This is a genomic window from Loktanella sp. DJP18, from assembly GCF_049310965.1.
Lineage (GTDB): Bacteria > Pseudomonadota > Alphaproteobacteria > Rhodobacterales > Rhodobacteraceae > Loktanella.
In genome coordinates this window covers 26,972-41,011 of record NZ_JBMERN010000019.1, presented here as the reverse complement: position 1 = coordinate 41,011, position 14,040 = coordinate 26,972, and the positions used below count along the sequence as shown (strand labels likewise).

Annotated in this window: 16 protein-coding genes; 9 read left to right on the top strand and 7 right to left on the bottom strand. The window is 66.8% G+C overall.

All coding sequences use genetic code 11. The features are described 5' to 3' along the window. The first annotated feature begins 61 nt into the window (after positions 1 to 61). The 5 genes from ACOI1H_RS07965 to ACOI1H_RS07945 all read left to right on the top strand — a co-directional run bounded on the left by ACOI1H_RS07965 (position 62) and on the right by ACOI1H_RS07945 (position 4,998). A complete protein-coding gene (locus ACOI1H_RS07965; RefSeq protein ID WP_422436475.1) occupies positions 62 to 835 on the top strand; it encodes a DUF6478 family protein in 774 nt (257 codons plus the stop codon). A 15-nt stretch (positions 836 to 850) separates the two neighbouring features. Beyond that, the gene (locus ACOI1H_RS07960; RefSeq protein WP_422436474.1) at positions 851 to 1,231 is read left to right on the top strand and encodes a hypothetical protein; all 381 of its coding nucleotides are present in this window, start codon (positions 851 to 853) and stop codon (positions 1,229 to 1,231) included. Positions 1,232 to 1,294: 63 nt separating this feature from the next. Further along, positions 1,295 to 3,319 carry an FAD-dependent oxidoreductase gene (locus ACOI1H_RS07955; protein WP_422436473.1) on the top strand — a complete coding sequence of 675 codons (2,025 nt, stop codon included), beginning with the start codon at positions 1,295 to 1,297 and terminating at the stop codon, positions 3,317 to 3,319. Continuing rightward, positions 3,316 to 3,960, top strand: coding sequence for an SGNH/GDSL hydrolase family protein (locus ACOI1H_RS07950; RefSeq protein ID WP_422436472.1), 645 nt, complete (start codon positions 3,316 to 3,318; stop codon positions 3,958 to 3,960). The genes ACOI1H_RS07955 and ACOI1H_RS07950 overlap by 4 nt, the downstream gene beginning before the upstream one ends. A 132-nt stretch (positions 3,961 to 4,092) precedes the next feature. Then, positions 4,093 to 4,998 carry a LysR family transcriptional regulator gene (locus ACOI1H_RS07945; protein WP_422436470.1) on the top strand — a complete coding sequence of 302 codons (906 nt, stop codon included), beginning with the start codon at positions 4,093 to 4,095 and terminating at the stop codon, positions 4,996 to 4,998. Between the two features lie 176 nt (positions 4,999 to 5,174). Here the strand turns inward: ACOI1H_RS07945 and ACOI1H_RS07940 are convergent, their stop codons facing one another. From ACOI1H_RS07940 to ACOI1H_RS07925, 4 genes are read right to left on the bottom strand one after another with little or no spacing between them, the layout of a single operon-like run. Beyond that, positions 5,175 to 6,110, bottom strand: coding sequence for an OmpA family protein (locus ACOI1H_RS07940; protein ID WP_422436468.1), 936 nt, complete (start codon positions 6,108 to 6,110; stop codon positions 5,175 to 5,177). Beyond that, positions 6,107 to 6,673, bottom strand: coding sequence for a peroxidase-related enzyme (locus tag ACOI1H_RS07935; RefSeq protein ID WP_422436467.1), 567 nt, complete (start codon positions 6,671 to 6,673; stop codon positions 6,107 to 6,109). The genes ACOI1H_RS07940 and ACOI1H_RS07935 overlap by 4 nt, the downstream gene beginning before the upstream one ends. Further along, positions 6,670 to 7,389: a GNAT family N-acetyltransferase gene (locus ACOI1H_RS07930; protein ID WP_422436465.1), complete on the bottom strand. Its 720-nt coding sequence runs from the start codon at positions 7,387 to 7,389 to the stop codon at positions 6,670 to 6,672. The genes ACOI1H_RS07935 and ACOI1H_RS07930 overlap by 4 nt, the downstream gene beginning before the upstream one ends. After that, on the bottom strand, positions 7,386 to 8,108 hold the full coding sequence (locus ACOI1H_RS07925) for a competence/damage-inducible protein A (protein ID WP_422436464.1): 723 nt from the start codon (positions 8,106 to 8,108) through the stop codon (positions 7,386 to 7,388). The genes ACOI1H_RS07930 and ACOI1H_RS07925 overlap by 4 nt, the downstream gene beginning before the upstream one ends. 40 nt (positions 8,109 to 8,148) lie before the next feature. Here ACOI1H_RS07925 and sfsA point away from each other — a divergent pair, with 40 nt between their 5' ends. The 3 genes from sfsA to ACOI1H_RS07910 all read left to right on the top strand — a co-directional run bounded on the left by sfsA (position 8,149) and on the right by ACOI1H_RS07910 (position 10,982). Further along, entirely contained in the window at positions 8,149 to 8,847 is a 699-nt protein-coding gene (gene sfsA, locus ACOI1H_RS07920; protein ID WP_422436510.1) for a DNA/RNA nuclease SfsA, read from the top strand. 66 nt (positions 8,848 to 8,913) lie between these two features. Next, positions 8,914 to 9,783: a type I methionyl aminopeptidase gene (gene map / locus ACOI1H_RS07915; protein ID WP_422436463.1), complete on the top strand. Its 870-nt coding sequence runs from the start codon at positions 8,914 to 8,916 to the stop codon at positions 9,781 to 9,783. 161 nt (positions 9,784 to 9,944) lie between these two features. Beyond that, complete coding sequence (locus tag ACOI1H_RS07910; RefSeq protein WP_422436461.1) at positions 9,945 to 10,982, top strand: TRAP transporter substrate-binding protein; 1,038 nt, start codon at positions 9,945 to 9,947, stop codon at positions 10,980 to 10,982. A gap of 37 nt (positions 10,983 to 11,019) precedes the next feature. Here ACOI1H_RS07910 and ACOI1H_RS07905 read toward each other — a convergent pair whose 3' ends face one another. From ACOI1H_RS07905 to ACOI1H_RS07895, 3 genes are read right to left on the bottom strand one after another with little or no spacing between them, the layout of a single operon-like run. Next, positions 11,020 to 11,661, bottom strand: coding sequence for an HAD family hydrolase (locus tag ACOI1H_RS07905; protein ID WP_422436459.1), 642 nt, complete (start codon positions 11,659 to 11,661; stop codon positions 11,020 to 11,022). Further along, positions 11,658 to 12,212 (bottom strand): RsmD family RNA methyltransferase, encoded by a 555-nt coding sequence (locus ACOI1H_RS07900; RefSeq protein WP_422436458.1) that lies wholly within the window; start codon positions 12,210 to 12,212, stop codon positions 11,658 to 11,660. Before ACOI1H_RS07900 ends, ACOI1H_RS07905 begins: the two co-directional genes overlap by 4 nt. Beyond that, a complete protein-coding gene (locus ACOI1H_RS07895; RefSeq protein ID WP_422436456.1) occupies positions 12,209 to 13,420 on the bottom strand; it encodes an NAD(P)/FAD-dependent oxidoreductase in 1,212 nt (403 codons plus the stop codon). The genes ACOI1H_RS07900 and ACOI1H_RS07895 overlap by 4 nt, the downstream gene beginning before the upstream one ends. An 85-nt stretch (positions 13,421 to 13,505) precedes the next feature. On the opposite strand from ACOI1H_RS07895, the gene ACOI1H_RS07890 reads away from it, so the two are divergent. Continuing rightward, entirely contained in the window at positions 13,506 to 13,997 is a 492-nt protein-coding gene (locus ACOI1H_RS07890; RefSeq protein WP_422436454.1) for a peroxiredoxin, read from the top strand. Positions 13,998 to 14,040: the final 43 nt, after the last annotated feature.

Here is a 14,040-nt window from a genome sequence, read left to right as displayed (position 1 = left end):
TTGTTTCCTTTCTGGAAACAACTTGCCAGATAGAACCAAAGCATCGACAAAAAGGGCCGACATGGGGCGCAGGACCGACAGCGTGATCGAGGCGATGCTGCACGCCCGCGTGCTGCGGCGCTGGACCCGTGCCGCCCGCATGGCCCCGATGGCAGAGCTTCAGACGTTGCGCAGTCAGCGACAGCAGGCCCGCGACCTTTCGGCGCGGTTGGCCGAACTGATCCACGTCGCGGACAGCCGCCTCGCCTTGCCGCGCATCGGGTCCAACGCCTTTTCCCGCCCCGGCGGCACACTCTGGTCCTGGCGGCCGCAACTTTGGCGCGGTCCCTTGCGGCGCAAGGGCATGACGGCCGTGGCCAGCCGCACCAGCCTTGGCGACGAGGTCACCCTGTTCCACGATTGCGAGATCAGCGAACTCACCCTGCGCCAGGTTCGCAACACGCGTGAAGAGGATCTCGCACCCTTCGGTCTGCGTCTCGATGTCTTTCGCTTCGACGGGTCGTTCCTGTCGCTTGTCCTCGACATGCCGCCAGAGGCCGTCCACGGCATGAGCAAGCGTCACATCGTCCGCGTTTCGGCCATCGTCGAGGTCGAAAAGCCGCTGGAAATCTTTGCCCGCCTGAACATCAAGCATGGTCCGAACACTGAAACCACGGTGCAGGAATTGCCGCTCCAGCGTGGCGAAAGCATCGTGGAATTCGATCTCGCCTACAGCGACCTCAACGAAAGGCGGATCGAGAAGGCATGGCTGGACCTGATCTTCGAGGGGCCGGAGATGAACCAGATCACCCTGCGCGACGTGACGGTCTGCCGTTACCCGCGCGCCGAAATCTAGCTTGACGGAGGCCCGATGTCCGACCTGACCCTGACCAAATCCCGCATCATCGGTGGCGTCTGGACCGGCATCCTGACCGGCCATGCGGGCGACGACGCGCCCACGCTAAGTCTGACCCACAAGGGAGAGCCGCTGACCGGCCTGACCAGCGTGCGGCAGGACGACGGCACCTGGCGCGTCGACGCGCCGATCCCGGCCGACCGTATCGCCGATGGTGTCCAGACCTTCGTCATCGCGGACACCACCGGCGGCGACACGCTCGCCAGCTTCGCCTTTCTGGCAGGGGAATCGCTGGCCGAGGATATCCGCGCCGAAATGGACCTGATGCGCGACGAACTCGACATGCTGAAGCGGGCGTTTCGCCGTCACTGCCTCGAAACCGCGGTCGAGGAGTGACGCCGCGTTGGGGGTGACGCGGAGCGACCCTTGCGGCAGATTGCGCGGCAGGGGGACCAGACCATGACCGACTATCCGCACCTGCTCGCGCCGCTCGACCTCGGCTTTACCACGCTGAGGAACCGGGTGCTGATGGGGTCCATGCATACGGGGCTGGAAGAGACCCGCGACTGGAACCGCGTCGCTGAATTCTACGCCACCCGCGCGCGCGGCGGGGTCGCGCTGATGGTCACGGGCGGCATGGCCCCGAACGTCGAAGGCGGCGTTTTCCCCGGGGCTGCGGGTCTGTTCACGGACCAGGACATCTCGAACCACCGCATCGTCACCGACCGGGTGCATGACGCGGGCGGCAAGATCGCGATGCAGATCCTGCACGCGGGTCGCTACGCCTACGGCCCCAAATGCGTGGCCCCCTCGGCCATCAAATCCCCGATCTCGCCCTTTGCGCCCACCGAACTGGACGCTGCGGGGATCGAAAAGCAGATCGCCGACATCGTCACCGCCGCTGGCCGCGCCCGCGAAGCGGGTTACGACGGGGTCGAGATCATGGGGTCGGAAGGTTATTTCCTGAACCAGTTCCTTGTCACCCACACCAACAAGCGCACCGACGACTGGGGCGGCAGCTACGCGAACCGGATGCGCCTGCCGGTCGAGGTGGTGCGCCGCGCGCGTGCCGCCGTCGGGCCCGATTTCATCATCATCTATCGCCTGTCGATGATCGATCTGATCCCCGACGGGTCCACCTTCGACGAGGTCGTGCTGCTCGCCAAGGCGATCGAGGCGGCAGGGGCCACGATCCTGAACACCGGCATCGGCTGGCACGAGGCACGCGTGCCGACCATCGCCACATCCGTCCCGCGCCGCGCCTTTGCCTGGGTCACGCAAAAACTGATGGGTCAGGTCGCAATCCCGATCATCACCAGCAACCGTATCAATACGCCGCAGGTGGCGGAGGATGTGCTGGCCGACGGCTGCGCCGACATGGTCAGCATGGCGCGCCCATTCCTCGCCGATCCCGATTTCGTCGCCAAGGCCGCACGCGGCCGCGCGGAGACCATCGCGCCCTGCATCGCGTGCAATCAGGCCTGCCTCGACCATACCTTCGGTGGCAAGCTGTCGTCCTGCCTCGTCAATCCGCGCGCCTGCCACGAAACTGAACTGACCCTGCCGCCAGTCACGACTGCCGCAAAAGTCGCCGTCGTGGGGGCTGGCCCCGCCGGCCTGTCCGCCGCCCTGACGGCCGCTGCGCGCGGGCATGAGGTCACGCTTTTCGATGCGGGCGACGACATCGGCGGCCAGCTCAACATGGCGCGACAGGTGCCGGGCAAGGAGGAGTTTCACGGCCTCGTCGACTGGTATCGCACCAGCGTGGCGGAATCGAAGATCGACCTTCGATTGAATACCCGCGTCTGCGTCGATGACCTGGCCGATTTCGACCACGTCATCATCGCCACCGGCGTGCGTCCCCGCGATCCGGCAATTCCGGGGCAGGACGGCCCGAACGTGCTTTCCTATATCGACGTGCTGCGCGGCAAAGCCGTCGTGGGTGAAAACGTCGCGATCATCGGGGCGGGCGGCATCGGGTTCGACGTGGCGGAATACCTCGTGACCGGCGACAGCCCGACGCTGGACCTGCCCGCCTGGATGGCAGAATGGGGCGTCACCGACCCCGCCATTCAGCGCGGCGGCCTGTCCCCGGACGGCCCGCAACCGGAAGCCCCCAGGCGCAAGGTCACGCTGCTGCAACGCAAGGCCACCAAGGTCGGCAAGGGCCTTGGCAAGACGACCGGCTGGATTCACCGCGCGTCCTTGCAGATGAAGGACGTCGCGATGGTGGGCGGGGTGAACTACGAACGCATCGACGCGGACGGTCTGCACGTCACCTTCGGTGCGGCGCGCGAAAACCCGACCCTGATCGCCGCCGACACCATCGTTCTGTGTGCCGGTCAGGAAAGCGAGCGCAGCCTTGCCGACGTCCTCGCGGCCAAGGGCATCGCTGCCCATGTCATCGGCGGTGCCGATGTGGCCGCCGAGCTGGATGCAAAGCGTGCCATCGACCAGGGCACCCGCCTTGCGGCGGCGCTGTGATCCGCCGCCTCGCCCTCTGCCTGTTGCTGGCCGGTTGCGCTGCACCGCAGCAAGGGCCCGTCACGATGCTGGCTGTCGGTGACAGCATTCTGTCCTGGAACCGCCTGTCGGGCGGCGACATTCCACGGGTCGCGGCGCAGGCCACGGGCCGGGCCGTGGACAATCGCAGCGTGTCCGGCGCGCGGTTCCTGCGGTCGATTCCCAACCAATACCGCGAAGGCCCCTGGGACTGGGTCATCGTGAACGGCGGGGCCAACGACCTGAAGCGCACCTGCGGCTGCGCCGGCTGTGACGACACGCTCGACGCTCTCGTGACGCCCGACGGGCAAGGCGGTGCCATGGCCGATTTCGCCCGCACTCTCGCCGCACGCGGCCACCGGATAGCCTTGCTGGGCTACTATGGCACATCCATTGCCGGTGGCCCCTTCGCCCCCTGCGCGGACGAGTTGACAGAGCTGTCCCGCCGCCTCGACCTGCTGGCAAACGACGATGTGGCCATCATCTTCGTCGATGCCAAGGACGCGATCGATCCCGCCGACCTGAGCCTTTACGACGGCGACCTGACGCATCCCTCGCCCGTCGGTGCCGCACTGATCGGGGCCTTGATCTCCCGGTCCATCGCAACCGCATCCTCCGACTGATTACCCGCGAAAGTTGTTTCGTCCTGCGCACCAGTCCTTGGCAAAACCCCCTTATTGTCAGGCCCGCGCCCCAAACCTGCCCAGATTGACGACCATGACTGGCGCATCAGTTTTTAGCGTTAGGACACCGGCATGGATCGCCTTACCGAAATGGAAGCCTTTGCCACGGTCGTGGACCAGGGCGGCTTTACTGACGCGGCGAAGAAAATGGGGATCTCGAAATCCGCCGTCTCCAAGCACGTTTCCTCGCTCGAGGCACGCCTTGGCGCGCGCCTGCTGAACCGCACCACCCGTCGCGTCAGCCCGACGGAAATCGGCCTGGCCTATTATGACCGCGCCCGCCGCGTGTTGAACGACGCGGGCGAGGCGGATGCGCTCGTGACCTCCATGCAGTCCGCGCCCTCGGGCCTGTTGCGCATTTCCGTCGCCACCGATTTTGGCGTGAACCACCTGTCGCCGGTACTGGGCGACTTCCTGTCGGAATTCCCCGACATCACCGTGAACATGGTCCTGAACAACCGCTACGTCGAACTGATCTCCGAAGGCTTCGACATGGCCGTCCGCATCGGAGAGCTTGAGGATTCCACCCTGCGCGCCCGCAAGCTGACCGACACGACGCGCCGGATGATCGCAAGCCCCGGATATTTCGCGAAACACGGTCGCCCGGACAAGATCGATGACCTGAACGATCACAAACTGCTGCACTACTCCAACGCCGCGAATTCTGCCGTGTGGAAGCTGATCGCCCCCTCGGGCGAAAAGCGTCAGGTCCGCACCGCCGGCTGGCTGACGGTCAATGACGGGCAATCACTGCTGAACGCCTGCATCGGCGGCCTCGGCATCGCCTATCTGCCCAGTTTCCTTTACGGCGACGCGATGGCCAAGGGCCTGGTCGAGGAAGCGATCCCCGATCTGCCCGCCGATACGCAGGGCATCTACGCGGTCTATCCGCCGGGCCGCTTCACCCAGCCCAAGGTCCGTGCCTTCATCGATTTCCTGGTCCATGCCTTCGCCGACAAGGGACCCGACGCCTGGTAGGGCTGCTGCACTTCCCTGTTCTGTCCGCGTCTCTCACACGGTCCAGCCACACGAGAGATGACATTCAGGTCGAGTTTGCCTTTCTTCTGGTCGAAAATATCCCGGGGGTCCGGGGGCAGCGCCCCCGGCGGATAGACGGGCCTCTGGCCCTTCGATGCGACGTCAGCGCACCGCACTCATTCGATCGGGCCTGTGACCACGGCCTCCACCCGGCGGTTCGCCTCTCGCCCCGCGGGATCGAGGTTGCTGGCGATCGGTGACAGATATCCCATGCCCGCCGCCGTCAGCCGTCCCCGCGCGACGCCATGATCCGCGACCAGCCGTTCGACCACCGCCGCCGCTCGACGACGAGAGATTGCGATGTTGCCATCCAGTCCACCTTCGCTGTCCGTATGGCCCACGATGCTGACCAGCAGCGCCGGGTTTTCCGCCATGTAGTCAGCCAGCGCCTGCAAGGCGGGCAGGTCGGCCTGTTCCAACGTGACGGTGCCAGAGCCGAAGGTGACGCCGTCCAGCACCGCGTGGCCCGTGTCAGCCAGGGCCTGCGCCAGATTGCCGGTCGTTGACGGACCGGGGGCGCGGACGGCCTGTGCCGTGGGGGCCGTCAGATCAGGGGCCTCGGCCCCCACTGGCACCACCCGGATCACCTGCACGAATCCCGCCTGCGGCGTGCGGCTGACCAGCAGGCTGACGGCGCGCAACCCGTCCGCATCGCGCCGTGTCGCCGACAGGTACCGAAAATCGGACAGGTCCACCTGCATCGCGGGCGGTGCCGCGACGGCCGTGCCGAACCGGAAATCGAAGCCACCGCAGCCTTCAGTGTCGCATTCCAGAATCACCTCGTAGCCGGCCGCGCGCAACTGGTCGCGCAGCGGCCGCAGCAATTGCAGGCTGGCGAGCCCCTCGGCCGCCACACGCCAGACCTGCCGCGTCGTGGCACCCTCCACCACCTGCGCCGGCACCCGCATGCCATCCCAGGGACCGGTGGGCAGGTCATAGCTGTCCAGCGGTTCGACCTCCTCGACCTCCAGCGTGGCATTGCCGGGCAGGGTCAGGACCTGTGCCGTCAACGCGCCGGGCCACAGCAGCAGCAGGCCAAGGCTGCGGATCATCGGGCCTGGGCGTGATATTCGGGATTGGGGCGCATGTCCGTGGCCGACGCCACGCGGTTCGTCATGTTGAAGAACGCGGCCACGGACGCGATGTCCCAGATGCCACGGTCGTCAAAGCCCGCGTCGCGCAGCAGCTGCCGGTCGTCCTCGACGATGCGGGCGCTGTCCACAGTCAGCTTTTCCGCGAATGCCAGCATCGCGGTCTGGCGTGCGTCCAGTGCGGCGGCGCGCCAGTTCATCACCATCATCTCGCCCAGCGCGGGATCGCCGGACAACTGCCGCACGGCGGCCCCGTGGGCGGTCAGGCAGTAGAAGCACTTGTTGATCGAGGACACCACGACCGCGATCATCTCGCGCTCCAGCTTCGTCAGGCCCGAGTCCGCCAGCATCAGATCGTTGTAAAGTGGTGTGAAGGCATCCAGCTTGTCGATATCGAAGGCATAGGCCCGCAGCACGTTCGGCACCATGCCCAGCTTGTCCTGACAGATGTCGAAGTATTTCTGCGTCGCGGGCGGCAGCGGGTCCACCTGTGGCAGATCGAGGGCGGTAGGGCGGTCGGTCATGGCTGTTCCTTCGGCAAGACCCGGTAATGGTAGCTCCCAACTTGAGACAACCCAAGTCCGGCGTAAAGCGCGTTGGCACCGGCATTCGTCGCCGTGACCAGCAGGCTGAACCGGGTCGCCCCTTGTCGCTGCGCCCACCGTGCGGCGGCGCGGGTCAGGTGCTGCGCCAATCCCTTGCGCCGGTGTTCGGGCACCACCTCCAGCGCGTGTAGCATGGCGGTCTCGCCGTGGACCGCCACGAACAGCGTTCCCGCTGGCCGGTCGTCGATGCGGCCAAAGATCGTGGTCTTCGGCCCGCCAGCCCGGTCCATCACGGCCAGCCGTTCCGGTCCGATTTGCCCCTTGGCCCAGATGTCGCGCTGGGCGGCCAGCGGCGGCCAGACGGTAAAGGCGGTGACCGGCGGCACCGGATCGCGTGTCAGATCGGCCACGGGGCAGGCCCGGATCAGCGTCGCGTCGCGAATGATGTAGCCTGCGTCGGCCAGCAAAAGGTCCAGCGCATCCTCGCCGTCGCGGCACATGAACACGACCTCTTGCCCAAGGTCCTGCATCGCCTGCGCCCCCTGCGTCACATCGGCTGCCGTGACCGGCCCGGTGGCCGTCGCCGCACTCGCCCGGTTGCCGCCGCCCTTGCCGGTGCGGATGACCCAGGACCCCACCTCGCGCCGTTCGGCAGCGGGCCAGGTCGCGTCGATCACGGCGCTCCAGTCGGTCATGCGGGAAACAGTGCCTGCACCTGCGCGATCGCGGCCTGCACGCGGACCGCATCGGTCCCCCGGATCACGATGTTGGTGCCGTAGATGCCGTCCTTCTGGAACGGATACGACCCGAGGCTCAGGTCCGGGTGATCCTGCGCGATCTGCGCCAAGGGGGCCGCCACGTCACCCTCGCCGCGCATGATCCGCCACGTTTCCGACAGCAGCGGCGCACCGTGGGCGAGCCTGCTGATCACGCTCGCCACCATCGCCTCGAACACCGACGGCACACCGGCCATGACATTGACGTTGCGGATGGTGAACCCCGGCGCGGTGCTGACCGGGTTGTCGATCAGACTGGCCCCGTCGGGGATGCGGGCCATGCGCAGCCGCGCGTCGTTCAGCGTCGTCCCCACCCGGTCGTAATGCGCCTGAAGCAGCGCGCGGGCGTCGTCGCGCACGTCTACCCGCACGCCAAAGGCCGCGCCCATCGCATCCGCCGTGATGTCGTCATGGGTCGGCCCGATCCCGCCAGAGGTGAAGACGTGGTCGTAGGCGTCCGACAGCGCCCGCACCGCTGCAACGATGGCTGCCTGATCGTCGCTAACGACGCGCGCTTCCTTCAGCTCGATGCCCACGGCTGTCAGCGCCTTTGCCAGATGGTTCATGTTGGAATCGCGGGTCCGGCCGGACAGGATCTCGTCTCCGATGACAAGCATCGCGGCAGTGGGGTTTGGCATCGGCTTCTCCTTGGGTGTTGGTCACGGTATAGCCCCGGCGATGGACTTTGCCACGCCCCTGATCCCCGCCACGCTGATCCGCCGTTACAAGCGTTTTCTGGCCGACGCGGTGCTGGATGACGGCACCGCAGTCACGGCACATGTCGCCAACCCCGGTGCGATGACCGGCACCGCGATCCCGGGCAGCCGCATCTGGCTGGAACCCAACGACAACCCGCGCACAAAGCTGAACTTTGGCTGGCGCCTGTTGGAACGGGACGGCGATTTCGTCTGCGTCGACACGTCGCTTGCGAACCGCATCGTCGCCGAAGGGTTGCGCGCGGGGGGCGTGCCGGGAACTGCGGGTCACGACACCATCCGGCCAGAGGTGAAGTATGCTGACGCCAGCCGCGTCGATTTCCTGCTGACGGGCGGCGGTCCCGACCTCTACATCGAGGTCAAGAGCGCGAACTTCTGCCGCACCCCGCCGCTGGTCGAGTTTCCCGACAGCGTGACCCAGCGCGGTGCGCGGCACATGGGCGATCTGGCGCGGATGGTGGCGCAGGGGCATCGCGCGATGGTGCTTTACCTGATCACGCGGACCGACTGCACCACCTTGACGGTAGCCCGCGACATCGACCCGGCCTATGCCGCAGCTTTCGATGACGCCCGCGCGCAGGGGGTCGAGGTGCTGGCGATGGATTGCACGATCAGCCCGCACGCGGTCACGCTGGGGCAGGTCAGGCCGCTGGCCCTTTGACGGGGTGGAACCGGACGGCAAAACCGCATATGTGCGGAACGAACAGCAGCTTGCGGGACCGACACGATGACCGACACCACCCATTTGACCCGCGATGGCATCCGTCTGCACGCGCTTTCGGACTTCGGCGGCATGAACCGCGCCGGCAGGCTCGCTGCGCAGATTCTCGACGACATCGCCGATCATGTGGTGCCGGGGCAATCGACTGCCACACTCGACCAACTGATCACCGACTGGGTGGCGCAGGCGGGTGCGACCACGGCCACCGTGGGCTATCGCGGTTATCAGCACGCAAGCTGCATTTCCGTCAACCACGTCGTCTGCCACGGCATCCCCGGTGCCCCGATCCCCAAGGGTCGCGACGAGACGATTTCCAAGAACCTCGAAAAGCGGCGTGACGACGACAAGCTGAAGGAAGGCGACATCCTGAACATCGACGTCACCGTGATCGTCGACGGCTGGTATGGCGACACCAGCCGCATGTATGTCGCAGGCACACCGTCGCCCAAGGCTGCCCGCCTGATCGAGGTGACGCACGACAGCCTGATGAAGGGGATCGAGGCCGCAAGACCCGGCAACACCTTCGGCGACATCGGCCACGCGATCCAGACCTATGCGGAAAGCCAGCGCATGTCCGTCGTGCGCGACTTCTGCGGTCACGGTCTGGGCCGCGTGTTTCATGCGCCGCCCAACGTGCTGCACTACGGTCGCCCCGGCACCGGTGCCGTGCTGGAGGAGGGCATGTTTTTCACTATCGAGCCGATGATCAACCTCGGGCGGCCGGAAACGCAGGTGCTGGCCGACGACTGGACCGCCGTGACCTTCGACAAGTCGCTGTCCGCCCAGTTCGAACATTCCATCGGCATCACGGCGCAGGGATGCGAGGTCTTCACCACCTCGCCCGCCGGTCGCTTCTATCCGACACAGATCGTCTGATCCGTCGCCACCGCCTATGCTGGCCGAGGCCCTGCGGCCTGATGGCCGCATCACCGGACCGGAAAAACAGTGACCGACGACTTGCAATCCACGTCGGTCACAGCCATGTGATGCGCACCACTAGCGGTGGCCCCCCCGATCGTCAGCAGAAGGATGCAGTCATGCACCAGTCCCTTGCCGCCGCGCTTGCGGCCGCGCTTGCCCTGTCCACCCCCCTTGCCGCACAAGAGGTCACGCTGCGGTTCCAGCACTTCGTCTCGCCCGCCAGTGCCAATCCCACGCATTTCATGCAGCCCTGGGCGGATGCCATCGCGGAACAGTCCGACGGGCGTATCAAGGTCGAGCTATATCCGTTCATGCAACTGGGCGGGGCCGCCCCCAGCCAGTATGACCTGATCCGCGACGGTGCCATCGACGGCGGCTGGGTCATCCCGTCCTACGAACCCGGCCGTTTCCCAGCCGCCGAGGCGCTGGAACTGCCCTTCATGACGCCCAAATCGGGTGAGGAGGCGTCAGAGGCCGCCTGGCACTATACGCAGGCCCATCTGATGGACGACTTCGCCGACGTCCATTTGATCGCGGCGCACATGCACGGCCCCGGCATCATCCACAAGACCGGCCCCGGTGTCACCGCGATCGAGGATCTGGCGGGCGTCAAGCTGCGCGGCCCGTCCCGCCCCGCCACCGACCTGCTGACCGCGATGGGCGCGCAGCCCATCGGCATGCCCGTGCCAGCCTTCACCGAGGCGCTGTCGCGCGGCGTCGTCGACGGCGGCGTCATCACCTGGGAAATGTCGCCAAGCCTCAAGCTGGACGAGCTGACCGACAGCCACACCGACGTCGCGGGGGAGGATGCTCTCTACAATCTCTATTTCCTCTGGGCGATGAACAAGGGCGTCTATGACGCGATGCCTGCGGACCTGCGCGCCGTGATCGACGCGAACTCAGGCCTGATGGCCAGCCGCTGGGCGGGAAAGGCGCATGACATCGGCGACGCCGACGGGCGCGCCGTGATGGAGGATGCGGGGAACGAAATCGCCGTGATCTCAAAACCCGAAACCGCGCGGATCAAGGCGCTGGGGGACGAAGTCCGCGCCGACTGGATCGCCGAGATGGACGAGCAGGGGTTCGACGGCGCGGCGCTGGTGCAGGACGCCACCGATGCGATGACCGCCGCACGCGGCACGGCGACCGACTGAACGACAGTCGCGCCGCATCCTGCCCGGTGCGGCGCGCCTAGACCCCCAGCGCCACAGCGATCTGCGCCATGTCCGTAACCGGCGTGACGGCGTATTCGGCCGCGCGCGCCGGTCCACCCTCTGCCACATAGGCAAAGCAGCCGCAGCCCGCCGCCTGTGCCGCACGCCATCCGGCGGGCATGTCGTCGACCATCCATGTGCGCGCGGGATCGGCCCCTGCCACCTTCATCGCGTGCAGCAACAGGTCCGGCGCGGGCTTTGGCGCGTGATCGTAGGCCGAATGGATGCGCACGTCGAACCGCTGCAACAGACCGGACGCGGCCAGCGAAATCTGCATCTTCTGCATCGGACCGTTCGACGCGATGGCCGTGGCGATGCCCGCCGTCTCCAGCCGGTCGATCAGGTTCAATACCCCCGGCACGACATCGACCCCGGCGCGCAGTCCCGCATAGACCTCCTCATAGGCGGCCTCCAGCCAGTCGGGCGGCAGGACGGCGCCGCGCCGCGCCGCCTCCTCGCCCACCAGTTTCAGCGTGCCACCGGCAAAAAGCGTGTGGATTTCCTGCGGCTGGATCGGCAGGCCGTGCCGGGTCAGGTTGGCAGCGATGATGCGGTCCGTCACCGGCTCTGTATCCACCAGCACGCCGTCGCAGTCGAAGATCACGAGGTCTGGGATCATATGGCCTCCATCACAGTAATCCAGGTGTCGCCATAACGGCGGCTGTCGCCGGCCCGGAACCCTTGCGGGGCGATCTGGGCGGTGCGCTCTTCCCAGACGATGACCGTGCCGGGGATGATCCAGCCTGCCGCCCGCGCCGCGCGCAAGGCAGGCAGGCCCAGGTTCAGCCCGTAAGGCGGATCGAGGAACACGAGACCGCAGGCCTCACCGGGCGGGATCATGTCGGCCTTGCAGCGCAGCACCGTGCAGTCCGGCCCGCGCCGCAGTTTGACGATGTTGCCCGCGATCAGCTTTTGCGCCACCGCGCCGTCATCGACAAAAGTCGCGTGACTGGCCCCGCGCGACAGCGCTTCCAACCCCAGCGCGCCGGTGCCCGCGAACAGGTCGAGCACGCGGCCCCCGCGCACCGGATCGCCGAACCGACCGCCTTGCAGCACATTGAACAGACTTTCGCGCACCCGGTCCGAAGTCGGCCGCAAATGCGCATTCACATCACCCTCACCGACGGGGACGAGCGCTGTTCCGCGATGTGTGCCGGCAATGATCCTCACGCCCGCAGCAGCGCCTTCATGTCCGTCGCAGGGTCCGTCACGACGGCGGGGGCGGGGCTTCTGCCCGCTTCGATCAGCCGCTTGCCGACCATGTAGTTGCGCACGTCCGACATGGCGTCGATGGCGATCAGATCGCCGCCCCGGTAATACCAGTGCGACCGCGCGCCGTCCGCGCCCGCCTTGACATGCACCGCGTCATAGCCGGTGTTCAGGCCCGCGATCTGGAGTTTGCAATCGTATTGGTCCGACCAGAACCAGGGTGCCGGCGTATAGGTCACATCGCGGCCCAGCAGGTTGTGCGCCACGATTTCCGCCTGGTCGATGGCGTTGCCGACGCTTTCGATCCGCACCCGGTCCCCGCGCCAGGGGGTCGAGGCGCAGTCGCCCGCCGCCCAGATGTGCGTGTCCGACGTGCGGCCATGGGCGTCGCAGGCGATGCCGTTGTCCAGCGCAAGACCAGCGCCGTCCGCCAGTGCCGTGTCGGGCTGGATGCCGACGCCGACCACGGCAAAGTCGATGTCAAGCCGCGTGCCGTCCGCAAGTTCCGCGCCAGTCACCGCGCCGTCTCCGGTCAGGCGTACTAGCCCCGTGCCTTCCCGGATGTCGACGCCATGACTGCGATGCAACGCGCGAAAGAAATCCGAGGTCTCGACGCAGGCGACTCGTTGCAGGATGCGCGATGCCGCCTCGACCAGCGTGACGGTCACGCCGCGCTTGGCCGCGACCGCCGCCGCCTCCAGCCCGATATAACCTCCGCCGACAATCAGGCAGCGCGCGCCTGCGGCAAAGGCCGGGGCCATCGCATCCGCATCCGACAGGTCACGCACCGCATAGACGTTGTCCAGCGTGCCGCCGATCGCGGCGGGCAGCGTGCGGGGCCAAGCCCCCGTCGTCAGCACGAGGTCGTCATAGGCCAGCACGCAGCCGCCCGACAGCGTCACTGTCCGTGCCGCGGCATCGACGCCCACCGCGCGGGTCCCCAGCAGAACCGTGACGCCGTTTTCGGCATACCAGCCTTCGGGCCGGAAAAAGAGCCTGTCGCGCGACATCTCGCCCAGCAGATAGGCCTTGGACAGGGGCGGGCGCTGATACGGCACGATGGGTTCCGCACAGACCAGCGTGATGCCGTCCTGCACGCCTTCGGCCACAAGCTTGCCGATCAATGCCGCTGCCGCCTGTCCGCCGCCGATCACCACGATCCTGCGCATCCTGCCGCATCCCTTCTCTGGTCCTCTTGCGGCGCACCCTATATGCCTTCGCGTGACAGTGGCAATTCAAGAAGGATGACGCACCATGACCATCACCACAGGGGATACGCTGCCCGACGCTTCGGTTCTGACGATGGGCACCGAAGGGCCGCATGCCGTCTCGATCACGGATAAGGTCAAGGGCCGGACGGTCGTGATCTTCGGCCTGCCGGGCGCCTATACCGGCACCTGCACCTCGGCCCACGTCCCCAGCTTCATCCGCACCTTGCCTGCCCTGCGCGAAAAGGGCGTGGAAGAGGTCATCTGCATTGCCGTCAACGATCCCTTCGTGATGAAGGCCTGGGGCGACGCAACGGGGGCCATCGACGCGGGCATCACCATGCTGGCAGATGCGGAATCAACGTTCACCACGGCGATCGGCATGAGCTTCAGCGCCCCGCCCGTCGGGTTCGTGAACCGGTCCAAGCGTTACGCGATGCTGGTCAAGGACGGCGTCGTCACCATCCTGAACGAGGAACCGGGTCCGGGCCAGTGCGACGTGTCGGGCGGCGAAAGCCTGCTGGCCGCAATGGGCTGAAAGCCCGCCGGTCGCGCCGTTGCTGCGGCGCGACCGGCACCCT